This is a genomic window from Trinickia sp. Z7 (genome assembly GCF_056498045.1).
In genome coordinates this window covers 61,549-84,304 of sequence record NZ_JAUEQW010000018.1, presented here as the reverse complement: position 1 = coordinate 84,304, position 22,756 = coordinate 61,549, and the positions used below count along the sequence as shown (strand labels likewise).

General features: G+C 63.5%; 26 protein-coding genes and 1 riboswitch. Of the genes, 12 read left to right on the top strand and 14 right to left on the bottom strand.

Going from position 1 to position 22,756, the window contains the following annotated elements; all coding sequences use genetic code 11:
- Positions 1–126 precede the first annotated feature (126 nt).
- A complete protein-coding gene (locus tag QQS38_RS23100; RefSeq protein WP_479647674.1) occupies positions 127–729 on the top strand; it encodes a DUF1326 domain-containing protein in 603 nt (200 codons plus the stop codon).
- Positions 722–1,522, top strand: coding sequence for a DUF2182 domain-containing protein (locus QQS38_RS23095; RefSeq protein WP_479647673.1), 801 nt, complete (start codon positions 722–724; stop codon positions 1,520–1,522). Before QQS38_RS23100 ends, QQS38_RS23095 begins: the two co-directional genes overlap by 8 nt.
- A 1,479-nt stretch (positions 1,523–3,001) precedes the next feature.
- Here QQS38_RS23095 and QQS38_RS23090 read toward each other — a convergent pair.
- Both QQS38_RS23090 and QQS38_RS23085 read right to left on the bottom strand, forming a co-directional pair.
- On the bottom strand, positions 3,002–3,928 hold the full coding sequence (locus QQS38_RS23090; protein WP_479647672.1) for a LysR substrate-binding domain-containing protein: 927 nt from the start codon (positions 3,926–3,928) through the stop codon (positions 3,002–3,004).
- A 151-nt stretch (positions 3,929–4,079) separates the two neighbouring features.
- The gene (locus QQS38_RS23085) at positions 4,080–4,790 is read right to left on the bottom strand and encodes an SDR family NAD(P)-dependent oxidoreductase (protein ID WP_479647671.1); all 711 of its coding nucleotides are present in this window, start codon (positions 4,788–4,790) and stop codon (positions 4,080–4,082) included.
- A 129-nt stretch (positions 4,791–4,919) separates the two neighbouring features.
- On the opposite strand from QQS38_RS23085, the gene QQS38_RS23080 reads away from it, so the two are divergent.
- The gene (locus QQS38_RS23080; RefSeq protein WP_479647683.1) at positions 4,920–5,867 is read left to right on the top strand and encodes a LysR family transcriptional regulator; all 948 of its coding nucleotides are present in this window, start codon (positions 4,920–4,922) and stop codon (positions 5,865–5,867) included.
- Positions 5,868–5,892: 25 nt separating this feature from the next.
- Here the strand turns inward: QQS38_RS23080 and QQS38_RS23075 are convergent, their stop codons facing one another.
- Positions 5,893–6,765 (bottom strand): sigma-70 family RNA polymerase sigma factor, encoded by an 873-nt coding sequence (locus QQS38_RS23075; RefSeq protein ID WP_479647670.1) that lies wholly within the window; start codon positions 6,763–6,765, stop codon positions 5,893–5,895.
- Between QQS38_RS23075 and QQS38_RS23070 the strand changes: the two genes are divergently transcribed.
- On the top strand, positions 6,741–7,250 hold the full coding sequence (locus tag QQS38_RS23070; RefSeq protein WP_479647669.1) for a hypothetical protein: 510 nt from the start codon (positions 6,741–6,743) through the stop codon (positions 7,248–7,250). The two genes, QQS38_RS23075 and QQS38_RS23070, sit on opposite strands and share 25 nt — an antisense overlap.
- Before the next feature lie 250 nt (positions 7,251–7,500).
- Here QQS38_RS23070 and QQS38_RS23065 read toward each other — a convergent pair whose 3' ends face one another.
- Positions 7,501–7,812 (bottom strand): hypothetical protein, encoded by a 312-nt coding sequence (locus tag QQS38_RS23065; protein ID WP_479647668.1) that lies wholly within the window; start codon positions 7,810–7,812, stop codon positions 7,501–7,503.
- 62 nt (positions 7,813–7,874) lie between these two features.
- Between QQS38_RS23065 and QQS38_RS23060 the strand changes: the two genes are divergently transcribed.
- Complete coding sequence (locus QQS38_RS23060) at positions 7,875–8,408, top strand: phasin family protein (RefSeq protein WP_479647667.1); 534 nt, start codon at positions 7,875–7,877, stop codon at positions 8,406–8,408.
- A gap of 91 nt (positions 8,409–8,499) precedes the next feature.
- Here the strand turns inward: QQS38_RS23060 and QQS38_RS23055 are convergent, their stop codons facing one another.
- The 4 genes from QQS38_RS23055 to gstA all read right to left on the bottom strand — a co-directional run bounded on the left by QQS38_RS23055 (position 8,500) and on the right by gstA (position 10,811).
- Positions 8,500–8,991 (bottom strand): SRPBCC family protein, encoded by a 492-nt coding sequence (locus QQS38_RS23055; protein WP_479647666.1) that lies wholly within the window; start codon positions 8,989–8,991, stop codon positions 8,500–8,502.
- Positions 8,988–9,365: an ArsR/SmtB family transcription factor gene (locus tag QQS38_RS23050; protein ID WP_479647665.1), complete on the bottom strand. Its 378-nt coding sequence runs from the start codon at positions 9,363–9,365 to the stop codon at positions 8,988–8,990. The genes QQS38_RS23055 and QQS38_RS23050 overlap by 4 nt, the downstream gene beginning before the upstream one ends.
- A gap of 73 nt (positions 9,366–9,438) precedes the next feature.
- Positions 9,439–10,188, bottom strand: coding sequence for a glutathione S-transferase family protein (locus tag QQS38_RS23045; protein ID WP_479647664.1), 750 nt, complete (start codon positions 10,186–10,188; stop codon positions 9,439–9,441).
- Positions 10,185–10,811 (bottom strand): glutathione transferase GstA, encoded by a 627-nt coding sequence (gstA, locus tag QQS38_RS23040; RefSeq protein ID WP_479647663.1) that lies wholly within the window; start codon positions 10,809–10,811, stop codon positions 10,185–10,187. The genes QQS38_RS23045 and gstA overlap by 4 nt, the downstream gene beginning before the upstream one ends.
- A 135-nt stretch (positions 10,812–10,946) precedes the next feature.
- Here gstA and QQS38_RS23035 point away from each other — a divergent pair, with 135 nt between their 5' ends.
- From QQS38_RS23035 to QQS38_RS23025, 3 genes are all read left to right on the top strand, one after another.
- A complete protein-coding gene (locus tag QQS38_RS23035; RefSeq protein WP_479647662.1) occupies positions 10,947–11,852 on the top strand; it encodes a LysR family transcriptional regulator in 906 nt (301 codons plus the stop codon).
- Positions 11,853–11,940: 88 nt separating this feature from the next.
- A riboswitch (Fluoride riboswitch) is annotated at positions 11,941–12,003 on the top strand.
- A gap of 86 nt (positions 12,004–12,089) precedes the next feature.
- Complete coding sequence (gene crcB / locus QQS38_RS23030) at positions 12,090–12,476, top strand: fluoride efflux transporter CrcB (RefSeq protein WP_479647661.1); 387 nt, start codon at positions 12,090–12,092, stop codon at positions 12,474–12,476.
- 92 nt (positions 12,477–12,568) lie between these two features.
- Entirely contained in the window at positions 12,569–12,922 is a 354-nt protein-coding gene (locus QQS38_RS23025) for a DUF190 domain-containing protein (RefSeq protein ID WP_479647660.1), read from the top strand.
- Between the two features lie 33 nt (positions 12,923–12,955).
- Here QQS38_RS23025 and QQS38_RS23020 read toward each other — a convergent pair whose 3' ends face one another.
- The 3 genes from QQS38_RS23020 to QQS38_RS23010 all read right to left on the bottom strand — a co-directional run bounded on the left by QQS38_RS23020 (position 12,956) and on the right by QQS38_RS23010 (position 14,917).
- A complete protein-coding gene (locus QQS38_RS23020; RefSeq protein ID WP_479647659.1) occupies positions 12,956–13,519 on the bottom strand; it encodes a YggT family protein in 564 nt (187 codons plus the stop codon).
- 69 nt (positions 13,520–13,588) lie between these two features.
- The gene (locus QQS38_RS23015; protein WP_479647658.1) at positions 13,589–13,906 is read right to left on the bottom strand and encodes an EthD family reductase; all 318 of its coding nucleotides are present in this window, start codon (positions 13,904–13,906) and stop codon (positions 13,589–13,591) included.
- A 72-nt stretch (positions 13,907–13,978) separates the two neighbouring features.
- On the bottom strand, positions 13,979–14,917 hold the full coding sequence (locus tag QQS38_RS23010; RefSeq protein ID WP_479647657.1) for a Rossmann-like and DUF2520 domain-containing protein: 939 nt from the start codon (positions 14,915–14,917) through the stop codon (positions 13,979–13,981).
- A gap of 249 nt (positions 14,918–15,166) precedes the next feature.
- Between QQS38_RS23010 and QQS38_RS23005 the strand changes: the two genes are divergently transcribed.
- From QQS38_RS23005 to QQS38_RS22995, 3 genes are all read left to right on the top strand, one after another.
- Positions 15,167–15,328 carry a hypothetical protein gene (locus QQS38_RS23005; RefSeq protein WP_162878086.1) on the top strand — a complete coding sequence of 54 codons (162 nt, stop codon included), beginning with the start codon at positions 15,167–15,169 and terminating at the stop codon, positions 15,326–15,328.
- Between the two features lie 296 nt (positions 15,329–15,624).
- Positions 15,625–15,900, top strand: a complete 276-nt coding sequence (locus tag QQS38_RS23000; protein WP_479647656.1) for a hypothetical protein — start codon at positions 15,625–15,627, stop codon at positions 15,898–15,900.
- A 196-nt stretch (positions 15,901–16,096) separates the two neighbouring features.
- Entirely contained in the window at positions 16,097–17,062 is a 966-nt protein-coding gene (locus QQS38_RS22995) for a threo-3-hydroxy-L-aspartate ammonia-lyase (RefSeq protein ID WP_479647655.1), read from the top strand.
- A 117-nt stretch (positions 17,063–17,179) separates the two neighbouring features.
- Here the strand turns inward: QQS38_RS22995 and QQS38_RS22990 are convergent, their stop codons facing one another.
- The gene (locus tag QQS38_RS22990; RefSeq protein WP_479647654.1) at positions 17,180–17,845 is read right to left on the bottom strand and encodes a LysE family translocator; all 666 of its coding nucleotides are present in this window, start codon (positions 17,843–17,845) and stop codon (positions 17,180–17,182) included.
- A 201-nt stretch (positions 17,846–18,046) separates the two neighbouring features.
- Positions 18,047–19,621 carry a UbiD family decarboxylase gene (locus QQS38_RS22985; protein ID WP_479647653.1) on the bottom strand — a complete coding sequence of 525 codons (1,575 nt, stop codon included), beginning with the start codon at positions 19,619–19,621 and terminating at the stop codon, positions 18,047–18,049.
- Between the two features lie 617 nt (positions 19,622–20,238).
- Here QQS38_RS22985 and QQS38_RS22980 point away from each other — a divergent pair.
- Positions 20,239–21,381: a transglycosylase SLT domain-containing protein gene (locus QQS38_RS22980; RefSeq protein ID WP_479647652.1), complete on the top strand. Its 1,143-nt coding sequence runs from the start codon at positions 20,239–20,241 to the stop codon at positions 21,379–21,381.
- A gap of 125 nt (positions 21,382–21,506) precedes the next feature.
- Here the strand turns inward: QQS38_RS22980 and QQS38_RS22975 are convergent, their stop codons facing one another.
- The gene (locus QQS38_RS22975) at positions 21,507–22,700 is read right to left on the bottom strand and encodes a pyridoxal phosphate-dependent aminotransferase (protein WP_479647651.1); all 1,194 of its coding nucleotides are present in this window, start codon (positions 22,698–22,700) and stop codon (positions 21,507–21,509) included.
- Positions 22,701–22,756 lie beyond the last annotated feature (56 nt).

Sequence of the window (22,756 nt, the reverse complement as noted above, 5' to 3'; positions counted from 1 at the left end):
TCCGACCTAGACTAGAACGGATGCGCTCCATGATTCGGCGCCCCGGAATCGAGCTCGGTGCACGCGAACGGGCCGTCCCCGAATGCGAGCACATCTTGCCCATGACCGACGACGGAGGTGAACATCATGGCCGAGAGCTGGAAAGTTGCCGGTACGTACTTCGAGAGTTGCAACTGCTACGCCCCATGCAGCTGCGTCTGCCTTAGCCCGCCGTCGGATGGAGACTGCGCAGTGCTGATCGGCTGGCACATCGATCAAGGGCAGTTCGCCCCCGTCACGCTGGACGGACTCAACGCCGCCCTCTTTGCGTATTCGCCGGGCCACATGTTGCAGAACAAGTGGCGAGTCGCGCTTTACCTGGACGAACGCGGCACGGCGGAGCAGCAAGAGGCAATGGGCAAGATTTTCTCCGGGCAAGCCGGCGGACCACTTTCGGCGCTGGGCCCAATGATTGGGGAAGTCATGGGCGTCAAGCCGGTCGCCATCGAATATCAATTGGAGGGGAAGCGTCGTCGCCTTCATATCCCCAATGTCGCAGATATGGAAATCGAGGCGTTGCAAGGCCAAGACGGCGGCGAGGTAACGATCAGCAATCATCCCCTCACGCCTGTTCCGGGTTTTGCGGCAGTGGTCGGAAAATCGAAGGAATTTCGCTTCACCGACTACGGCTTCGCCAGAGAAATCTCGGACCGAAACGGGTTTTATGCGCCATTCGCCTACCATGGCTGAGCCGAGTCTGCTGGGTGGGCCGGCGGCGCGACGTGTGCCTGGGCGCGACCGCGTGATCGTGCTGTCCGGGCTCGCGGCGGCCGCCGTGCTCGCCTGGGCATACGTGCTCTATATGGGTTGGGGCATGGCCCACATGGACGCAGGGATGGCGATGGCCGTCATGCCGCGCATGACGAACTGGCGCTTCGTCGATTTGCTGCTCGTATTCGCGATGTGGGCCATCATGATGGCCGCCATGATGCTTCCGTCTATCGTGCCGATGGTGCTGAGCTTCGCGTCCCTGAGCAGCCGACGGCGCGCGCAACAACTGCCTTATGTGCCCACCAGCGTGTTCGTGCTCGGCTACCTTGCCGTGTGGTCGGGCTTTAGCCTGTGCGCCACGCTCGCGCAGTGGGGCTTGCTCGAAGCGCGTCTCGTCACACCAATGATGGTGAGCGCGACCCCGTTGCTCGCGGCGGCGCTTCTCGTCGCTGCCGGGGTCTTCCAGTTCACACCGTTGAAGCACGCGTGCCTTGCCAAGTGCGCATCCCCTCTCGGCTTTCTACTGACCGAGTGGCGCGACGGCGCCCTCGGGGCCTGGATCATGGGCGTTCGTCATGGGGCGTACTGCGTAGGCTGTTGCGCGTTACTCATGACGCTGCTCTTCGTATTCGGCGTCATGAATGTGCTTTGGATTGTCGCGCTGTCGATCTACATACTGCTCGAAAAAATGCTTCCGCATGCGCGATGGCTTCGTTTCATGGGGGGCGTGCTGCTGATTTGCTGGGGTATTGCAGTGGCAGCCGGCATGTGAACGATGAAGTGCCGTGCTATGTCCCGAGCCGAAGTTCGGGCAAACTACGGTCGGCAATTCTAGACGCTCCGTGCGCCGGCATTCATTTACAACAAGCTTTCTCTGCGGCCGCAGCGGGGTGTGCGCGCGTCAGAGCGCGAATTTCAATCGGGGGAACAACAATGGCGACTATCGGAGACCTGCTGTCGTGGAGCCAAATCGCAGCGCCAACGCCCAACTTCAATAATCGGTTGATGGCCATTGCGCACCGGCAGCAATCCATCGATATTATCGGCGATGATTGGGGTGCCTTTCGCAGAACGATCATCTTGCAACCGAATTTGAACGCCCGTGAAAACATCCTGCTGAGCTTCATTAGAATGACGCCCGCGGCGCTGCGGGATTTGGTGTTCGTCAATACGCAGTTGATCGATAACCGCGTGAACATCCCGGACAACGTTCCCCCATTGATTGGGCTCAAAACCGCCTGGCCTACGGTCCAGATCCATCACCCGCATTTGCGGCGATTCTATGCGAGCCGTGGGGACACTCGGTTGCGAGACTTCGTCGCCCTGGTCGAGCCCGTCGCACATGCCGTTTTTCCGGCGTCGACGGTGCAGATTCTCACCGCCATCGCCACGGCCGTTCATGCCATTACATCGGTGAACATCGGCTACCGGGGGAACTTCGACGGCCTTGTCCGAGGGCCGGGCGGCATCACGATCGGCATCATCTGCCGGCTGCTTGCACTGCATCCGCCTGGAAGCGCTTTTCCAGGCTTCGCCGCCTGGGGAAACGGCAATCATTCATCGCCGTCGATGAATATTCGCTTCCATTTCATGAAGCATGTTCTCTTCATCGACTCCGAGGGCGGATTGACCGCAAACAGTGCCCAACTGCTCATCGCCGCAGCCAACGGCGGTACGGTTCAGGAAGCACACCAAGCATTCGAGCTCCTTGCCGAGGAGGAAGAGGACGGCCTCGCGTCTGCGGACGAATGCGCGGATTGGTGGCGCACGCTCAATATCGTGCTGCCGCGAACCGAATGCGAGAGCCGAATAGCCGGTGACGACAGGGATAGATCGAACGTGCTTCGCCTATGGTGCCCAGGCACGAGCCTGTTGTCCGGCTATGTCGCCGATTTCGTCAGATGCGGGGTCATTCAGCGAAACCCGAAACTGCTCGCGTGGTTCATCGAACGCTACGAAACGGCCTACAGGGACTATGCAATTCGGATTAGCCGCACGTTGAACGACATCGTCATCAGCTCGAACGGAGAAAAAGTATTCGTGGCCGGCACCAACGGCGAGGATTTCGTCATCGGGAGATTGGACAATGACACGGGCGCCCTCGGCATTTCTTCTTGCTATCGGCCCGCTGTCCCAGCCGACAAAATGAGGGGGCAGCATTCGCAGATGCTCTGGACGCTGAACTGAACTGACTCGCGTCGAGATCGCCCGCTACGATCGGTACGTTTCACGCTGCGCCGCCGCGCAAGCACTACGTGCCGATCACCGGCTGTGCCGCCGCCTTCGTTGCGCCATCCCCGAGCTCCGTCGCCAAAAATTCGAGAAATACTTTCATCTTCGCCGGCAGAAAATGCCGCGACGGATAGACGGCGTAAATCGTGGTCTCGTCGCTTTCCCACTCGGTGAGCGCCGGTAGCAGCGCGCCCTCGGCCAATTGACTGCGCACGTAGAGCTCGGGAATCAGGCTCAAGCCGAATCCCGCGAGCAGCGCGTCGCGCACGGCCAAACTCGAGGACACCTTGTAGCGACCGTTCACGGGCACCGTCACCGTCCGCCCCTCTTTGCGAAACGCCCAAACAGCGGAGTGATCCGACAACGTGAACTGCACGCAACTATGGTCGGCGAGATCGCTCGGCTCCTTGGGCGTGCCGCAGCGCTCGAAGTACGACGGCGCCGCACACAGCACGTGCTTGAGGACCATCAGCCTGCGCGCCACGAGCCGAGAATCCTCCAGCTTGTCGCTGCCGCGCAGGGCGCAATCGTAGCCGTCGCGGATCAGGTCCACGCGCCGGTCGTCCAAATGAAGGTCGAGCGCAATGCCGGGGTGACGCGCCAAGAATCGCGGTAGGGCTGGCGAGATCGTCAGCAGCGTCAGCGTGATGGGCGCGCTGACGCGAAGCTGCCCGCTAGGCTCGTGCTGCAACTCGCCGACGGAGCCGTCGGCTTCGTCGAGATCGTCCAAAATATGCGCGATCCGCTCGTAATACCGTGCGCCGGCTTCGGTCAAACTGAGCCGCCGAGTCGTCCGGTTCAGCAATCTCGCGCGTAAATGCGTTTCCAGTTCGCCGATGTTCTTGCTGACCGCAGCGGTAGACAGGCCCAATTGCTTGGCCGCCCCGGTGAAGCTGCCGCTCGAGACGACGGTTCGAAACACGATCAAGGCGGTCATGCGGTCCATGATTGCGCACCCTTGGTGAATGGTTTTTTTCGTGGCGGCAATATTATCAATCGAAGCGCTCGTAACTGGGACGCCGAAGTCGCCCCAGTGGACCCCCTCTAGGGCGCTTTGCCATGGCGCTGCCCGCCATCGCTTCGGCCGCCCATGCCAGTCACCATCGAACGGTCCTGCCCCGGTAGTCGAGGTACTCCAAGCCTGGGCGATCCAATTTGCTCAGCAGCACGTTCACGACCCCCGGAACGCTCTGCTCGATCGACAATCGTCCCTCGGGCCCGCCTAGCTCGGTGCGCACCCAGCCCGGCGCCATCAGCACCATGGGCCGTGGCTGCGCCGCTTGGCGCGCCGCAAAGCTGCGCATGAACTGATTCAGTGCCGCCTTGCTGCCCCGATAGACCTCTCGCTGTCCCGTTTCGTTGTCGGCGACGCTGCCCTGTCCCGACGACATGATCCCGATCAGGCCGTCCGGTGCAACGAGCGGTGACAGGGACTCGACCACGCGCATCGGGCTGAGCGCGTTGGTGATCATCAGATTCACGAAATCTTCGGTCGATACTTCTCCAATGGTTTGGGTCGGATCGGGATTGGTGGTGCCGGCGTTGACGAACAGCATCTCGAAGACGTGCCCCGCTAAGCGTTCGCGCAACGCGCCGATTTGTTCGGGGCGGGTGATGTCGAGCGTCTCGATCTGGACGCGGTCCGGGCACGCATCGGCCAAGTCGTGCAGCAGCGTGCGACGACCGGCGCGGACGGTGCCCAACACACGCCATCCCTTCTTCACGAACTCGACCGCCATCGCATGTCCAAGGCCGCGCGAGGCGCCGATCAGCAAGACGGTGGGAGTGGGAGTTGAAACCTGGAGCATGGAGCCATCCTGTGCATAAGTGACGCCGTCGATTTTCCGGACGGTGGCCGATTTGCACCAGATGCCTGGGGTGCAATCGACGGTTGCATGCAACGCCATGCATCGATCATTTTCGACTATGCTGCGTGCATGTCACGCGTCGACCTCAATCTTCTGATCGCGCTCGATGCATTGCTGAGCGAACGCAGCGTTACGCGAGCTGCGCAACGCCTCGACCTGAGCGCTTCGGCCATGAGCCGTACGCTGGCGCGCCTGCGGGCAGCCACGGGCGACCGCTTGCTCTTGCAGGCCGGCCGCACGCTGGTGCTCACCCCTTACGCCGAGCAGTTGAGTCAGCGCCTGCCCGCCCTGGTCCGCGAAGCGCAGGCGGCGCTCGGGCATGCCGACCCTCGGCTCGAGATCGCGACCCTCGATCAACGCTTCACGGTGCGGGCGGGGGAGGGCTTCGTCGATCTGCTTGGCGCGGCGTTGATGGACCGGGTTCACCGCGCGGCGCCCGGCGTGCAGCTTCGGTTCACGCCAAAGCCGGATTGGAATGCGCAGCCGCTCCGTGAGGGCAACGTCGATCTGGAGATCGGAGTCGTCAAAACCTCCGCGCCGGAGGTGCGTACGCGTTTGCTTTTGCGCGACCGCTACGTCGGCGTGTGCCGCATCGGCCACTCGCTGTTGGGCGATGGCGGGATCGGCATCGAGCGATGGACCGCGTACCCGCATGTGGCGATATCGCGTACGGGGCGAGCCGATGACCCTGTCGACGCCGCCCTCGAACTGAGCGATCTGCGGCGGCACGTGCCGATCGTGGTGCCGTCCTATACGAGCGCCATCCAACTCGCTCGCCAATCGGATTTGCTGGCCGTCGTGCCGCATTCGTGCTTGGGCAATGCCTTTCGGCCTGATTACGCGACTGCCAACGGGGTGCAGTGCTTCGAGTTACCGCTACGCGTGCCCGCATTCAACGTCTGCGCGATTTGGCATCCCCGTCTCGATCATGATCCGGCGCATCGTTGGTTTCGCGCCGAAGTGTCAGCTTTGGTCTCGGCAGCTTATCCGCGCATGGCGGGTCCGGATTTGCCGTGATGCTGTTGCTAGGGCGATGCGGCGTTCATGCTCGGCAGACATCGAGCGCTTCCATCACATATGTCGCATACCGGAAGTCGCGTATCTGCGCGAGCCGATCGCCGTCCCAACCCAGAATGATGACGTAAGGGGCGCCCCCGGCCCCGGCGCAGATCGCCGGGTCGCTCGCGAGCAGCACGATGCGGTCTTCCGCGCAGCCAAGAGCCAAACGGCATGGCGTATTTTCTTCGTAACGCCCGAAGTACTTGGCGACGTCTTTTCGTCCCGCCCATTGCGCGCGCCCAACTAGGTCTAGCCGCACTTCTTCCGATAACAGGTTGCGCAGCGCATCGAAGTCCCGTGCGTTGAAGCGCTCGACATAGGCGCCGAGCCGCTCTCGGTCGATTTCGTTCATTACGCGTTGCTGCTCGACGCTGGTCTGCGCCACGGCTTTGAGCCGCGTGCGGCCGCGATGCAGTGCAGATTTGATGGCGGGGACGCTCGTCCCGAGCAAATCGCTCGTCTCGATCAGCGAATAGCCGAACACGTCGGCCAATACGACGGCCGCTCGCTCGATCGTCGAGAGACACATGAAATGGGCGAGGCCCGCCGCGGCCGCTACGCGGGTATCGGCCGCGGCCGTATGGTCCGGCAGGTCGTCGAGTGCCGTTTCCGGCTCCAGCCAACCCTGACGCTTCTTGCGGCGCAAGGCATCGAGCGCCGCGTTGTGGGCGATACGCAGGAGCCACGCTTGCGGTTGCCGTATTTCGCCCGCCATAGGCCATGCCTGCAACGCGCGGACCAACGCTTCCTGCACCACGTCTTCGCCTTCGAACGCCGAGCCCACGATGCGCGCGCAATAACGATGCAAGCGCGGCCGCATTTCCGCCATCCATGCTGTCGATTCTTCTGCTGCCAATTGGGCTGTCCTCCTTCGTCTATTGCGGCATACGGTGCAAGACGTTCGTCGGGAAGCGAAGGATTCCTGGACGCAAAAAAATTTTCGGGGCGAATCCTCTCGCCACGTTGTGGCGTCTATCCGGTATCGGCGCAATCGTGCACCGATCGAATAGCGAGGAGAGCGTAATGCAACGCGTTACCGTCGTACGATACACCGCCAAACCCGAATACGCCGACGAAAACGAGGCGCTTGCGCGCGCCGTATTCGTCGAGCTTGAAGAGAGCAAACCTGAAGGCGTTTCGTATGCCATCTTCAGGGATGGCTGTGCGTTTTTGCATGTCTTCGTGAACGCCCGCGCCGATGAAGCGGATGTGTTGACGCAACTGCCGGCCTTCAGGGCTTACCAGGCGCGGATCAGCGAGCGCTGCGAAAACCCGCCCGATGTTCAGCGTAGCCGCATGGAGATGCTTGAAGCTTATGGTTTGGCCTGCGCGCGAGCGTAACGCGCGGCGGGCGAGGCGAGTACGAAACAGCGCATTGCTGCGACTGGATTTTTCCTGAGGGACAGGCGGAAACCGCGGATGTCGTAGCGTGGCATCCGAGGCGAGCGGCACCAAGCGCGCCACTCCTGCGTTGAGCGGGAGCGGATCAATCACTCAGGCTGAGGCAGAAGCAAGCGGGAACGAACGCGAACAAACGCGAAGCTGTATCGTCAGGCCTCGATGCGGCCCGACGATTCTTGCCGCGCCGTCGTCAATGCTTTTTCTGCGCTTGTGCGGTAGTGGCATTGGACCGCACGTTGCCGGGGGCCGAGCCCGACGGAGACCAATCCGGCGCCGGCTTTTTCGGCTGCTTCGGTTTCTTTGCTTCTCGATTGCTGCGCAACTGACCTTTTGCCATGACACGACTCCCGATGTATCGATGCTCGCTACAAAGCCCGAGCGTCCGAACAGTGTGCGCTGATTTCGGCTTGCTGTCGCGAACCGTTTCAATCGACATTGCTTCTCGAAAACGCTGTACATCCGTCAGGAAAGGTGTAGAGTAGCTTTTGTTGCGGCGCAGCATAACAATTGATCGCGCCGCTCCGACCTATAGATGTTTAGCTAGACACTGGCCTCCGAAATCCCTTGGGCGCACGTGTGGGGTCGATTCCGGAGCATTTAATGAATACCAGCGCTATTGAGCAATCCGCCGCCTTTGGGCTCAACGTTTTGCCGGCCATTTTCGGCTTGCAGCAAGAAGCATTCGCACGACTGCAGAAGCTAACCGAACTGAATCTTGCAGCGTCGAAGGCGTTGCTCGAGGAAGGACAATCGACCTTATCCTCCTTATCGACGGTGCCGTCGGGGATCCCGTCGTCCGCGGGCGGCATGCCGCAGCAATTTTTCGCTCGCGCCCAGGCGTATGCGGATCAGGTTCGACAGATCGATTCACAGTTCATGGCCGCCGCGACACGGGCAGGCACCGATCTTCATCAACAGTGCAACGCCGCCTTCAAGCAACTGGGAATGATCAACCTTGAACAGACCGCTCCCTTCGGTTCCAACGCGGTCTATAGCGCTATGGAGTCCGTAATCGGCGCGATGATGCGTTCGTCGGAAACGATGCTCGGCGCCAAGGAGCCCGCAACCGGCGCACGCGCCCCGCAACGCGCTGCCTGACATATCGCGCACGCGGTAGCAATACCGTGGGCGTTGCGCGCGAGCACCCATACGCCGGTCTATATCGGGTCGTGGGGCGCTCGCGTTGGCATTACTGCGACGCATGCCCCGCCAAGATGTAATCGACCATCTGCGTGAGCACCGTGCCCCATCCATCGTGAAAGCCCATTTCCTCGTGCTTCTTGCGATTGTGCTCGTCGCTGTGAATCGCCATCGCTTTGTAATACGTGCCCGCGCCGCGTCGTTCCATCTCCACTACAGCCGTAAAGAACGGATTGGCCGACGGACGATACCCCGCTTGCAGGGCATCGGTCATGATCAACCGCTCGCAGGGCGTCACTTCCAGCAAGCACAGCGTATTCGGAAACTCGCCGCCATCGGGCGAGCGCATGGTGAAGGTGAGCGCGCCGCCGGGGCGAAGATCGATCTCGCAGGCGGTGATGTTCCAGGGCTTGGGCGCGAACCATTGACGCAGATGCTCGGGGGTGGTCCATGCTTTCCAGACGAGTTCGACCGGAACATCGATTTCGCGCTCTAGAACGAGATCGAGGTCGGGGTTGAGTTCGATGATGGGCGAGTTCATTCCTGGTGCTCCTCCTTCATTTTCATTAGATAGGCGTCGAGTCGATCGAGGCGTCGCTCCCACAGCTTTCGCTGCTCGCCAAGCCAATCTTCGGCCAGCTTGATTTGCTCGGGGGCGAGTTCGTAGGTGCGGATGCGCCCCCGCTTGTAGGAGCGCACGAGGCCGCTTTCCTCCAGCACCTTCAGATGCCCGATGAAGGAGGGCAGCGCCATGTCGAAGGGCGCCGCCAATTCGCTCACTGACGCCGGGCGAACGGACAACTTCTCCAAAACGCTGCGCCGCGTCGTATCGGACAGCGCGCGAAAGACCCGATCCACGATTACGGGATCGGGTGCGGCTGAACCGCGGCGTGCGCCGCCAGTCTGCGGTCTCACAGCACGAGCCTCCATCGATTGCATCTGCGATGCACGATGCGATGGTAGGTCGAATCAATACTTAGGTCAATACCTAAGTGTTGGCGGAAGACGGCCGCACGGTATCGAATGCCGAGAGCGCTTGCCGGCGCTTGAGCAAATACGCGTCATGCCGAGTCAGGAATGCCAGCAGACGCGTCTCATAGTCAGGCAAGACCGCGTCCGTCACGCTGGGTCTTTCGAATAGTGCGCGCCGCCAAGCGCGCACTTTCGGCGTCTGCGTAAAGACCTCGGTCGGCGCGAGCGCATCGAAGACATCGAAGTATCTGAAGATCGGCGCGAACGCCGCGTCGACCAGACACATTCGAGAACCGGAAAACAACGGACCGTCACCGTCGCTAAGCTCCGTTTCGACGCGAACGAACTTCCTTTCCACGGCATCGCGTTTCGTCTCGTAGGTGTTCGCGTCGGAGGCTGTTTCCAACTGCCACATGTCGGCGAGAATGGCCGACGCGAATTCGATCCAACTGCGATGCCGCGCGCGCTCCAGCGCTGCGGACGGATGCAGCGCGGGACCCGCGCCGACGTCTTCGAGGTATTCGCAAATCACCGCGCTTTCGAACACGACCGCGGGTCCCTCGGCGCCCTGCCCATCGACGAGCAACACAGGAACCTTGCCGAGCGGCGATACAGCACCGAACCACGCGGGCTTATCCGCCAGGTCGATGTAGCGCCGCTCGAAGGCCACGCCTTTTTCGGCGAGTGCGATCGCGGCGCGCTGCACGTAGGGACACAGCGCATGGCTCACCAACGTGTAGGCCGGGGCGGTCGATAACCGAGTCATGCCGGCACCTTCAGGCCTTCGGCGTGCATCGCTTCGCGCACGGCCGGGCGCTGGGCGACCCGTTCGAGATAGGCAAGCAGACTCGGGTAGCCGGAGAGGTCGACGTTGACGAACCGCGACCAGTTGACGATGGTGAACAGATAAGCGTCGGCCACGGTGAAGGCATCGCCCGCGAGAAATGGGCCGCCCGCGGCCAAATGCGTTTCGACGTAGGCCAGCCGCTCGGCAATCTTGCCGCGCGCGACGGCTTGCGCCTGCTCGCCATATTCGTTGTGGAACAGCCACGGGCTGTACATCTTGTGCAGTTCGGTGCCGATGAAGTTCAGCCACGCTTGCACACGGGCGCGCGCCACGGTGCCCGCCGGCGGCGCCAAGCCGCTTTCGGGCTTCGTGTCGGCGAGATATTGCACGATCGCGGGGCCTTCGGTGAGCAGCGTGCCGTCGTCGAGTTCGAGCACCGGCACATAACCGTTCGGATTGATGGTCGAAAAAACGGTCCCGGATTCGGTGGTATGCGGCGTTTTGCTGATGCTCACGCGTTCCAGTTGAAGTGCGATGCCCGCTTCCGCGGCGACGATATGCGGCGACAGCGAGCAGGCGCCGGGGGAGTAATAGAGCTTCATAGAGGCCTCTTGAGTCTTGGAGCAATGACGGGAAATGAACCGCGGAGCCAGCATACGGTGTGCTGCCGTGCAAAGTCTATTGTGCAAATGCCATTTCGGATTGCGTTTGCGCAAGCAATCGATTAACGTTCGCGCATGAACGATTGGAACGAACTGAGGCTTGTGCTCGCCGTGCACCGCGCCGCCAGTTTGACGGCGGCGGCCGAGCGGTTGAGCGTCGACCATTCGACCGCGTTTCGCCGCCTGAAGGCGCTCGAGACGCGCCTCGGCGTGCGGCTCTTCGAGCGTTTATCGGGCGGCGTGTATCAGGCGACCGAGGCGGGGCAGCGTATGGCAGCGGCCGCCGAGCGCATGGAGGACGAAGCGCTTGCGCTCGACCGCGATTTGACGGGCCGCGATCATCGGCTGTGCGGCCGCTTGCGCGTCACTTCATCGGAAACGTTGGCGTACAGTCGCTTGACCCGGCATCTCGCGGTGTTCCGGCAGACGCATCCCGGCCTCGTGGTCGAGTTGGTGGTCGACAATCGCGTGCTCAATCTCTCCCGAAGAGAGGTCGATATCGCAATGCGCCCCGTGCGGCCCAAGGAAGGCGACCTCTGGGGGCGCAGGCTCGCGCAAGTCGCTTGGGCGTTTTACGCATCGCCGGGCTATCTGGCCGAAAGCGGCGGCTCGCTTTCGAGCGTGGCGGGGCTCGAGCGCCATGCATTGATCGGCTGGGAGTACGGAACGACGCAGATCGCCGCGGCGCAATGGCTATCGCAGGCCATGCCTGACGACGCTTTCGTGTATCGAAGCAATAGCCTCGTGAACCAATTGGTGGCTGCGCGCTCGGGCATCGGGCTCGCGTTGCTGCCGTGCTATCTCGGCGACAGCGAAGACGGGGTCGTGCGAGCGATGCCTACGCCCGCTCCCGGGTTGGAGGGCGAATTGTGGATGGTCGCCCACGCCGATATGAAAGGCACCGCCAGAGTGCGGGCGTTCTTCGACGTGGTCGGCGAGGGCCTGGCGCGCGAGCGGGACTTGTTCGAAGGGCGGCGTTAGCGCACCTGCCGCCTCCTGTTGCTTGCCGCTCCCGCAACGCTTAAAGTATCGCCTCGTTGCGCCCGATAGGCATGGCGGTGCCAGGCCTATTTGCGCGGGAGATGGCATTCCTCCTTCAACCGCCCCCGTGGCTGATGATGCCTACCTGTTCCCCGAGCCGGAATCGGTAGGCGTTCGCTCGCGCGTCGCGCCCCGTCCCGGTTCGATCAACATCACGCTTCGAATCAGGACCGCCCGTTGATTTATTCGATTCTCTCCATCTTTGTCGGCGCCGGGCTCGGTGCATTGTTACGCTGGGGATTGAGCCTTGGCTTGAACGCCGTCTTTCCCACGATTCCGCTCGGCACGCTCGCGGCCAATCTGATCGGCGGCTATTTCATCGGCGTCGCCGCAGTGCTCTTTGCCGCCAAAGCCGGTCTGCCGCCCGAGTTGCGGCTCTTCGTCATCACTGGGTTCATGGGCGGTTTGACCACGTTCTCGACGTTTTCCGCGGAAGTCGTCACCTTGTTGTCGCAAGGTGAACTAGGCTGGGGGCTGGCTGCTGCGGGCCTGCATTTGTTCGGCTCGTTCTCGCTCACGGCGCTCGGCATGTGGACGGCGCGTCTATGGCTCGCCGCCGTCTGACGAGCGGCGCTGCGGCTAGCGCGGCATAACCGCCGCTACAGAGATTCACAGTTGTGGTGTCGCGAGCCCGGCGGCACAATCGAACACGCACGATGTCAGCGTCGGGAGGTCACATGCAGTCCGAGCGGTACGTCTTGTTGCGGTTCTATGTTCACGAAAACCATCGCCTTCACGGCAAGCTGCTGTGGGAGTGGCTGCTTCACCGCGCCAAGGAGATGGGGATCATCGGCGGTTCGGCGTTCCGCGCAATGGCGGGTTTCGGCGCGCACGGTGTCTTGCACGAGGACCGCTTCTTCGAGTTGCAAGGATCGCTGACGGTGGAAGTGGAGTTCCTCGCTACGGAGGCGGAGGCGCGTGCACTCGTCGAATGCGTTTCGCATGAGAAAGTGCGCGCCGTGTACGCCCAGATCCCGGCCACGTTCGGCGTCATCGGCCCCGACGCGTGACCGGTGCGTGGGGCGCATGGCCCCCCGGGCGAATCAAATGCCGAACAGCGTGAGCGATACGGCCGCTCGTGTGACCACCATCAGCAATACCTGAACGATGACGAACAGTAGGATCGGCGAAAGATCGATGCCGCCCAAGTTCGGAATTACGCGTCGCAGCGGGTTCAGAAACGGCGCGGTGAGCTGATAGAGGATCGGCATGGCGGGCGAATGCGGGTTGAGCCACGAGAGCAACGCCATCAGGATCGTCAACCAGATAATCAGGTTGAGCGCCCATTTCACGACCGTCAGCAAGGACACGAGCGCGATCACCGGTGCGAACCCGAGCGGGTCCACGCCGGCGATCGCCACCATCGCAACCACGTAGACGATCGCCGCCAACAACACCGCCACGATACTGGCTACGTCGACGCGGCGGCCGTTCGGCAGCGCGCGGCGAAGCGGCAAGACGAGCCAGTTCGTCGCCTGGAAGATGGCGTTCGATACGGGGTTGTACGGCGGCAGGCGCACCACCTGCATCCAAGCGCGCAGAATGAGCGCTGCGCCGAACAACGTGAAAACGGTATTGAGTAGAAAGCGGGCAATGTCCCCGAACATCTTCGATCCTTTCCTTCTTTGAGTTTCTTGGCGGCCCGACGCCCCCCGGCGCCGGTGGACGGCGTAGCGTCAAACGCTCGTCACGATTTCGCTGATGAGTATTTGCGGCGTGCTGTCGGTGTAATTCGGAATATCGGCGATGAGCTCGTGGGCCACGGGCTCGAACACCTTCTGAAACGCCTCGACGGAATCGAACAAAAAGTGCCCGGCCGCCACGAAACCCGGAGCCGAACCCGGTTCGCCGCCGCCCAGGCCTTTATCGATGGACCAGCCTTTCAGGGCCGTGCCGAAATACTTCGCGGCGAGCGTCATATGCTTGTCGCGATAGTAGTCCATGTCGAAACGGCCGTTGTCGCTATACGGATAGAGAATGCTGACCTTGATCATTGTGGCTTTCTCGTCAGGTTGGTGGGGCGGCGCCTCGGTCATTCAGGCCGCCGGCTGCCGGTCGTCACCATATCACGGCTTACTGGGCACTTGCACTTCGCAAGAGCGAGCGCTCGAATAGGCCGCTAGGGTGGCTTGAACGGTCTCGGTCATCGCCTCGATGGAGGCGGGCGGCTGCGCCCGGCGCCGCGCGAGCGAAAGCAAGCGGCGCGTGAGCAATGCGTAGAGCGCGGCGTGATCCGCGCCCAGGCTTTCGAACGCCGCCAGTTGCCGCGCTAGCGTCGTCGCGTCGCCGCGCGACACCGGCCCCGCAAGTGCGCCTGGCAGGCCCTTTGCCCGCGCCGCTTCCACGGTGCCGGCCAGCATCGGCAAGAGGGCGCGCAGCGACTGTTCTTCCGTGAAGCCGAGCCTGCCCCAGATTTCGGCGGCCTCGTCGAGGGCGCCCAGCACGAAACTGGCCGCGTAATGCGCGGCGCCGTGATACAGCATGCGTTGGCCGCCGGGCAGCGTCAGCACTTCGCAGCCGAGCGAGCGGGCCAGGGCTTCGAGCACCACGGCGAGCTCGTCCGGCGCTTCGATCGTGACCGAACAACCGGCAATCCGCGAGAGGTCGCCGTCATCCCCGCCGAACAGATACAGCGGATGAAACCCGCCGATCGATGCGCCTTGCGCGCGGGCGGCCGCCAGCGCCTCGACCTGTGTTGCGCCGCTGCAGTGAACGAGCGCCTGCGAGCGGGTGCGCGTGTGGTCGAACCGCAATGTGTTCGCAATCGTACCGATGTTGTCATCGGGAACCGCTAAAAAGACAACGTCGGAGGTGTCGACGACCGCCTGCGGGTGCGTCACTGCGCGGCACTGCGCAAGGTCCTGTGCCAGACGCTGCGCGGAAGCGGTCGAGCGCGCGGCGACGGCGGCGACAGGGTAGCCCGCGCGGGCGAAGCCGATGGCTAGGCACCGCGCCAAGCGGCCGGCGCCGATGAAGCCGAGGCGAGGAAGAGCTGGGAACGACATGGCAAGGGGCAAGGAAGCGTGAATCGCGCATCCGTACGTCAACCGGGAAGGCGTCAGTATGGCCTATCGCGTCGGCGCCGCGCACGCATTTCGCATACCTCGGCGCGCGCCGTTGCGCAACGGGGGTTCGTGCCGATTTTCGCCGGTCCGTTTGAAGCGTCGTATTGAGATACGGAGCGGGGCATCGTGTGCGCCTCGACTGCGTTTCGTTCTTCGATCTTGCGTCGCAGCCATGCATGGGAGGTCACGATGAACGTTTTTTCTTACCGCAAGCATTTGCGGTTCTTGAGCCGCGCCCAGAGGCGCCTTTGGTGGGATCAAAAGAAGCGGCTGACGCCGCGCGTCAAGATCGGCGAGGCTTATGTGCCGCCCAGCATCACCCGCGAATTCACCTATGTGAAAGTCGGGTGACGTCCGCTCCGTGGAAGCCGGCCCGCGCGCACCGCGTCGCTTGCCGGCATCGAATTTGTAATTAAACATTACCGACGGTGCCGGGGCGTTCGCCCCGCGGCCGGTAAAATCTCCCCCATCGCACTTTGCCGAGCTTCGCCGGCCCGCATCCACGCGGCCGCCCGGCGGCCTTCCCATTGCAATTTGCAACAAATGCTCAGCGCGTGGGCGTCGCTTTTTCTATACATTTGGAGCATGGATGCGGTCGTGCCGGACATATGCAGCGGCGCGTTCGCACATTCGCCAGAGGAATAGAAATGAAAAAGCTTGCTTTGTTGATCGCCGCGGCGACGTTGAGCGCGGGGCTCGCCGCGACGGCGCAGGCGCACGTGTCGGTCGGCATCGGCATCGGGGTGCCTATGGCCCCTGCTTACCCCGTGTACGAGGCGCCGCCCCCTGTCTACTATGCGCCGCCGCCCGTGTACTATGCACCGCCGCCGCCCGTGTACTATGCGCCGCCCCCCGTGTATTACGGCGGGTATGGCGGGTATTACGGTGGCTGGCATCATCACCGCCACTGGCGTCGCTGGTAAGACGGGCGAGCGCTTGAGCGCCGACGTCATAGTCTGATTCCCCCATTCCCGACGGCGCAACGACGGCTCCCCGCCGCGTTGCGCCGTCGGCACGTTCGGCGCGCGCGAGCGGTGGCCGGTTCTATCGCAAACGCCAGCGGAAGCTGGGACAATGCGCTTTCCGTCACCCTTGCCCGCGTAGCGGGTTCCATCGCCCATGCAAGCGCTCGCTCTTCCCACTTTCGACGATGTCGTCGACGCAGCCTCGCGCATCGACGGCGTCGCGCATCGCACGCCGGTCCTCAGCTCTCGTACGTTCGACGAACGCGTCGGCGGCTCGGTGTTCTTCAAGTGCGAGAATTTTCAGCGCATGGGCGCGTTCAAATTCCGCGGCGCCTACAACGCCATTTCGCATTTCGACGCCGATGCGCGCGCCGGCGGGGTCATCACGTATTCTTCGGGGAACCACGCCCAGGCGATTGCGTTGTCCGCGAAGCTCGCCGGCATTCACGCAACGATCGTGATGCCCAAGGATGCGCCGGCCGCGAAGGTCGAGGCGACCAAGGGCTACGGCGGCGAGATCGTCTTTTACGATCGCTATACCGAAGATCGCGACGCGATCGGCCGGCGGCTCGCGCAGGAACGCGGCATGACGCTGATCCCGCCGTACGACCATCCGCACGTGATGGCCGGGCAGGGCACGGCGGCCAAGGAACTGATCGAAGAGACGGGGCCGCTCGATCTGCTCGTGGTGTGCCTGGGCGGCGGCGGCCTGCTCTCGGGTTGCGCGTTGTCGGCGGCGGCGCTCAGCCCGTCGTGCGAGATCGTCGGCGTCGAGCCGGAAGCGGGCAACGATGCGCAGCAGTCGCTGGCGCGCGGGGAAATCGTGAAGATCGACCCGCCCCGGACGATCGCCGACGGCGCGGCCACGGCGTTTCTCGGCAACTACACGTTCCCCGTCATTCAGCGGCTCGTCTCGAAGATCGAAACGGTCAGCGACGCCCAACTGATCGAGACGATGCGCTTCTTCGCCCAGCGCATGAAGATGGTGGTCGAGCCGACCGGCTGTCTCGCCGCGGCGGCCGTCATGCACGGCATCGTACCGGTTAAAGGCAAGCGCGTCGGGGTGATCGTGAGCGGCGGCAACGTCGATTTGCCACGCTACGCCGAGTTCATCGGATAAAGGGCAGCGGCGCTGCCGGGGGCGTTTTCGGCCAGTAGCGGAGCGGCGTCGACATAAGGGGTAATGAGCCCGTTGCAAGCTGCGCGGGTCGACCATGCGCACCGTTTGAGCGCGAACTCAGCCGGTCGCGTGCGCAGCGCTCAGGATCAGATCGCGATAGCCGTCGACGATGACGCTGTACGCCAGGTAAGCGAACAGCAGGGCGGAGACGACATGGCATCCGCGCAGCAGCGACGCACCGGCGTGCTTTCTGCCTTGGCTCGCGAGCACGCAGATGAAGACGGTCCAGGCGAGCCCGCCTAAAAAGAAGCCCATGAGGAAGATCGACGCCGTGCGCGTGCTCGTGGCGCCTGCTTTGGCAATGAGCGCGCCGCCGACGGCCGCGAACCACAAGATGGCCGATGGCGACGACATCGCCAGTGCGACGCCCCGAGCGAAACCGCGCGTTGGGCTCCCGTCCGTATCCGCGGGCGTATTGGTTGCCGCTTGCGCGGGCGCCACCGCCTCACGCGCCATTTTCCAGGTCAGGTACGACAGCATGGCCGCGCCACCGATCCAGACGACCCAGCGTACGGCGTCGAACTGAAGCAAGGCCGACATCCCCGCCAGCGCGAGGGCCGCATAGACGAGATCGCCCAAGCACGAGCCCAGCCCGAGCCAGAAGCCGGGCGCAAACCCGTGGGAGAGGGTTCGCGAGAGGATCGCCACATTGACGATACCGATGTCGAGGCACAGCGAGAGCGACAGAAAAAAGCCGTTGGATAAGAGCGATACCGGATGCATGCTGCGCTGACTGTATGAATGGGAACGGGCGATCGAGGTTGAACGCTATGCGGCGTGCGGCATAGGTCGCGGCGATGTGCGCCGCATGCCGGCGTTCGACTGCGGGCCGCGATAGGCCGTGATCGCCGCATCGGCGGCGAGCCCAGTAATCATGACGATGACGGCTCCTGTGCAGGTCCGGAAAGCGCCCGCCGCTTCATGTCAGCGGCCAAGCCCTAGGCGTTCGTACAAAGCGTCGACGCGCGCTTTCACGGCCGGATCCATGGCGATCGGCCGGCCCCATTCGCGGTCGGTCTCGCCGGGCCACTTGTTGGTGGCGTCGAGCCCCATCTTCGAACCGAGGCCCGCGACGGGCGAGGCGAAGTCGAGATAGTCGATGGGGGTGCGTTCGACGAGAACCGTGTCGCGCGCCGGGTCGACGCGCGTCGTGATCGCCCAAATCACCTCTTTCCAGTCGCGCACGTTCACGTCTTCGTCCACGACGACGATGAACTTCGTATACATGAACTGCCGCAAGAAGCTCCAAACGCCGAACATGACGCGCTTGGCGTGTCCCGCGTAGCTCTTCTTCATCTGCACGATTGCCATCCGATAGCTGCAGCCTTCGGGGGGCAGATAGAAATCGGTGATTTCGGTGAACTGCTTTTGCAGAAGCGGCACGAACACTTCATTGAGCGCGACGCCGAGCATCGCGGGCTCGTCGGGCGGCTTGCCCGTGTACGTGGAGTGATAGATCGCGTCGCGCCGCATCGTGATGCGCTCGACGGTGAACACGGGAAACCACTCCTGTTCGTTGTAGTAGCCCGTATGATCGCCGTACGGCCCTTCGAGCGCGTGCTCATAGGCGGCCGCCGCGCCTCGGGACGGCCGCGGCGGGGCGCCGGCGGGCGCGGCCTGCGGCGCCCCGAGTTGCGGATGGATGAACCCTTCGAGCACGATCTCCGCGCGCGCAGGCACTTGTAGAGCATCGACGCCTGGGGTCAGGCATCGCGCCAACTCGGTGCGTGCGCCGCGCAACAGGCCGGCGAATTGATATTCCGACAGGGTGTCGGGCACGGGCGTCACCGCGCCGAGAATCGTGGCCGGATCGGCGCCGAGGACGACAGCGACCGGATACGGCTTGCCCGGATTTGCGAGCGCGAACTCGCGAAAATCGAGGGCGCCGCCGCGATGCGCGAGCCAGCGCATGATGAGCTTGTTGCGGCCGATCAGTTGCTGCCGATAGATGCCGAGGTTCTGCCGCGGCTTGTTCGGCCCGCGCGTCACCGTCAGCCCCCAGGTCACGAGCGGAGCGGCGTCGCCCGGCCAGCACGTTTGGATCGGCAGGCGGGCGAGATCCACATCGGCGCCTTCCCAGACGATCTCTTGGCAAGGCGGGCTGCTGACCGTCTTGGGCGCCATATCCCAGACCGCCTTGGCGAGCGAGAACAGCTTGCCGGCATCTTTGAGCCCTTTGGGCGGCTCCGGCTCCTTCAAAGCCGACAGCAGCCGCCCCACGTCGCGCAGCGAGCGCAGCGCCGCACCTTCCTCGGCCGCTGCGGTCTCGTCGATGCCCATGCCGAGGGCGATCCGCCGCGTCGTGCCGAAGAGGTTGCCGAGCACGGGGAAGGGGTACCCCGTAGGCGACTCGAACAGCAGCGCCGGGCCGCCCGCGCGCAGGACGCGATCGCACAGATCCGTCATTTCCAGCACGGGGGAGACGCCATCGGGCACGCGCCGCATCTCGCCGAGGGCTTCGAGGCGGCCGATGAAGTCCCGTAGATCCTTGTATTTCATACGAATAAGTGAGCCTACGACTGTAGCCGTGGAAGAGCCGCCGGCATCGGTCCGATGCCTCGGGCGCAGGAAGCCGACGATTTTACCCGCACAACGAAATGACGGTCGCGCGCGAGAGCAAAAGCGAAATGGGTCGAAACGCGCGCGGGGCGCGGATTTTAGCCCTTCGGCGCCGTTCCTTCATTACATTTTGTTATCATTTCGAGGATTTGTAGCATTGACGATCTATAAAAGCCTGCTAGAATCCGTCCCACATTGGCTGCAGGGCCAAGTCGTTTCGAGTTGACTGCCCCGGTCCAGCTCGCGGCCAAAAGTGTCGCGTTGCCGTACGCCGCCCTGCACGGCGCTCTACGGCCCAAAGAGTTGTCTTCCGCCAGCGCATTGCCGCTGGCTTTCGCGTGAGAGCCATCGTGTGCATGCCCCAGGGCGTGCCGCCGGTCCTTTTGCTCCGATGTGGCTCTCCACACGGTGCGTTGCCGTCGATGACGGTAGCTTGCCGTATCCCGGCGTCGCCGCGGTCCCGAACCAAGGCTCGCGACGCCTTGGCACTTTCCTCCCGGTTGGCGCTCTGCGCCGCAGTACCCGTCGGGAAGCGCCATGCTCAATGGGAGAACTGAATGAATGCTTGGTTATCGTGGCGTTCCGACGGCAGCTTTGCCGCAGCGATCCGTACCGCGCTGCGCCGTGGGACGCGTGTCAGTCACCATCTGTTTAGTGTCGTGGGCGCTTGCGCCGTCCTCGTCGCGCTCGCGCTTTGGCTGTTGCCTACCGTGCGCGGCACGCTGGCCGCGCGCCTGATGCCGTTCATCTCGGCCGCCGTCCAAGCAGGTCCCGCGCGCCTGCTGAGCGGCCATCCCTTGCCCGCGTTCGGTCCGGCCGCACCCGAGACGACCGACGACACGCCCGGCGTGGCCGCCGGGCTCGACAATACGAACTATGACGGCGCCTTCGATGGCAGCGGCGCGAGCGGCCTTGTGCTGACGGGCTCATCCCCCTCGCTCGACGCACGGTTGCCCACGAGCCTCACGCCGTCGAATCTGTACCTGCTTGCCAAGATGATCTCGTCGCAGCACGTCGCGGCCGACGCACGCGACGACCGCGTGCTCGTTTCGGCGCGCGAGCAGGCGCTCGTGGCGTCGTATCTGTCGCGGCGCTATCACGTGGCTCAAGAGCCCGTCGGCGAACTCGTCAAGGCGGCGTTCGACACGGGCCGCCAAGTCGGTCTCGATCCTTTGCTGTTGCTCGCGGTCATGGCGATCGAATCGGGCTTCAATCCGTACGCGGAAAGCGGCGTCGGGGCGCAAGGGCTCATGCAGGTCATGTCGAAGGTCCACTCCGACAAGTTTCGCTATTTCGGCGGCCCCGGTGCAGCGCTCGAACCGCTCGCGAACATCACCGTCGGCGCGGTCGTGCTGAAAGACTGCATCGCGCGGGGCGGCTCGCTGGCCGACGGCCTGCGTCTTTATGTCGGTTCGACCTCGCAGGATGACGGCGGCTATGGCGCCAAGGTATTGGCCGAGCGCGGCCGTTTGCGCGACGTGGCGCGCGGCCGATCGGTGCCGATCAACGCACCGCAGGCGCCGCAAAAGCAGATCGTCGTCTCGACCAAACGCGTGCAAGTGGCGCTCGATAGCGGTCATCCGTCCAGCCCGCAAACGAAGACGAGCACGGGCGGGACCTCCGCACCGGCAGCGACCTCGGACGATTCGGCCAATGTCGGCGCGCCGCGGCATAGCGGGCAGGCGGAACTCGGCGCATAAGCAGCGCGCTGCGCAGTGACCCGCACCGATAAAAAAAGCACCTGCGTGAAGGTGCTTTTTTTTTTGCCCACCGGCGCGGTAAGGCCCCGTACCGCGGCCCGTCGCTCGTCTACTCCACCATCACATCAATGCCCGAATAGCCGGGCGAGACGTGCGACGGCCTCTTCGAGCGACGCATACGCGGTTGCGTACGACAAGCGGATGTAGTCGCGCGGGGCATGGTGGCCGAAATCGAGACCCGGCACGAGAACGACGCCGGCGTCGTGGAGCATGGCTTTCGTGAGCGCGGCGCTGTCGCCGGCCGCCGGGTGCGGTACGCCGCGGCAGTTGGCATAGACATAGAACGCGCCGTCGGGCATGACGGGGACCGAGAAGCCCAGCCGTTCGAGCGCCGGCACGATGAAGTCTCGCCGGTGCTTGAATTCGAGGCGGCGTCCTTCGTATATCGCGATCGTTTCGGGCTCGAAGCAGGCGAGCGCCGCATGCTGCGCGAGCGCCGATGCGCAGATGAACAGATTCTGCGCGAGCTTCTCGAACGCCCCCACCATCGCAGGCGGCACGACGAGCCAGCCCAACCGCCAGCCGGTCATGTTGAAGTACTTCGAGAAGCTATTGACGGTGACGACGTCGTCGCCGAACGAAAGCGCGGAGACGGGCCGCGCATCGTACGAGAGCCCTTGATAGATCTCGTCGACGATCGTGAACCCGCCGCGAGCGCGCACGGCTTTGACGATGCGCTCGAGCTCGGCGGGTTCGATCGAAGTGCCGGTGGGGTTGGAGGGCGAAGCGAGCAATACCCCGCGCGTTCGTTCGCCCCAGCGGTTTTCGATTTCGGCCGCCGTCAATTGAAAGCGCGCGCCCGGCCCGCTAGGAACGAGCACCGGCTTGCCTTCCATGGCGGCGACGAAGTGGCGATTGCACGGGTAGGACGGATCGGGCATGAGCACTTCGTCGTCGCGATCGACGAGCGCGGCACAGGCGAGAAGCAGCGCGGCGGACGCGCCTGCCGTGATCACGATGCGCGCGGGATCGACGATCAGCCCGTAGTTGGACTGGTAATGCGCTGCGATCGCTTCGCGCAGCGGGGCGATGCCGAGCGCCCCCGTATACTGCGTTACACCGCGTCGCAGCGCGTGGGCCGCGGCCTCGACCACGGGCTCGGGCGCCGTGAAGTCAGGCTCGCCTATGCCCATATGGATGATGTGCCGCCCCGCCGCTTCGAGCTGCCGCGCTTCTTTGGCGAGCTCCATGACGTAGAACGGAGCGATTGCGTCGACACGCGACGCCAACTTTGCAAGCGGTTCTGCAGCGATATTCATCCAATCAACCATCCGAATTCGGTCGACGCGGGCCGGGTCGCGGCACGCGCGCGAAA

Coding starts and splice junctions, on each gene's coding strand:
- QQS38_RS23010 (WP_479647657.1), bottom strand. CDS start 14,917: ATGTCGTTCCCAGCTCTTCCTCGCCTCGGCTTCATCGGCGCCGGCCGC.
- QQS38_RS22995 (WP_479647655.1), top strand. CDS start 16,097: ATGCAAGCGCTCGCTCTTCCCACTTTCGACGATGTCGTCGACGCAGCC.
- QQS38_RS23045 (WP_479647664.1), bottom strand. CDS start 10,188: ATGACTCGGTTATCGACCGCCCCGGCCTACACGTTGGTGAGCCATGCG.
- QQS38_RS23095 (WP_479647673.1), top strand. CDS start 722: ATGGCTGAGCCGAGTCTGCTGGGTGGGCCGGCGGCGCGACGTGTGCCT.
- QQS38_RS23065 (WP_479647668.1), bottom strand. CDS start 7,812: ATGCTGCGCCGCAACAAAAGCTACTCTACACCTTTCCTGACGGATGTA.
- QQS38_RS23080 (WP_479647683.1), top strand. CDS start 4,920: ATGTCACGCGTCGACCTCAATCTTCTGATCGCGCTCGATGCATTGCTG.
- QQS38_RS22975 (WP_479647651.1), bottom strand. CDS start 22,700: ATGAATATCGCTGCAGAACCGCTTGCAAAGTTGGCGTCGCGTGTCGAC.
- gstA (WP_479647663.1), bottom strand. CDS start 10,811: ATGAAGCTCTATTACTCCCCCGGCGCCTGCTCGCTGTCGCCGCATATC.
- QQS38_RS23005 (WP_162878086.1), top strand. CDS start 15,167: ATGAACGTTTTTTCTTACCGCAAGCATTTGCGGTTCTTGAGCCGCGCC.
- QQS38_RS23015 (WP_479647658.1), bottom strand. CDS start 13,906: ATGATCAAGGTCAGCATTCTCTATCCGTATAGCGACAACGGCCGTTTC.
- QQS38_RS22980 (WP_479647652.1), top strand. CDS start 20,239: ATGAATGCTTGGTTATCGTGGCGTTCCGACGGCAGCTTTGCCGCAGCG.
- QQS38_RS23085 (WP_479647671.1), bottom strand. CDS start 4,790: ATGCTCCAGGTTTCAACTCCCACTCCCACCGTCTTGCTGATCGGCGCC.
- QQS38_RS23035 (WP_479647662.1), top strand. CDS start 10,947: ATGAACGATTGGAACGAACTGAGGCTTGTGCTCGCCGTGCACCGCGCC.
- QQS38_RS23090 (WP_479647672.1), bottom strand. CDS start 3,928: ATGGACCGCATGACCGCCTTGATCGTGTTTCGAACCGTCGTCTCGAGC.
- QQS38_RS22990 (WP_479647654.1), bottom strand. CDS start 17,845: ATGCATCCGGTATCGCTCTTATCCAACGGCTTTTTTCTGTCGCTCTCG.
- QQS38_RS23020 (WP_479647659.1), bottom strand. CDS start 13,519: ATGTTCGGGGACATTGCCCGCTTTCTACTCAATACCGTTTTCACGTTG.
- QQS38_RS22985 (WP_479647653.1), bottom strand. CDS start 19,621: ATGAAATACAAGGATCTACGGGACTTCATCGGCCGCCTCGAAGCCCTC.
- QQS38_RS23070 (WP_479647669.1), top strand. CDS start 6,741: ATGCTGTCGATTCTTCTGCTGCCAATTGGGCTGTCCTCCTTCGTCTAT.
- QQS38_RS23025 (WP_479647660.1), top strand. CDS start 12,569: ATGTCAGCGTCGGGAGGTCACATGCAGTCCGAGCGGTACGTCTTGTTG.
- QQS38_RS23000 (WP_479647656.1), top strand. CDS start 15,625: ATGAAAAAGCTTGCTTTGTTGATCGCCGCGGCGACGTTGAGCGCGGGG.
- QQS38_RS23055 (WP_479647666.1), bottom strand. CDS start 8,991: ATGAACTCGCCCATCATCGAACTCAACCCCGACCTCGATCTCGTTCTA.
- QQS38_RS23100 (WP_479647674.1), top strand. CDS start 127: ATGGCCGAGAGCTGGAAAGTTGCCGGTACGTACTTCGAGAGTTGCAAC.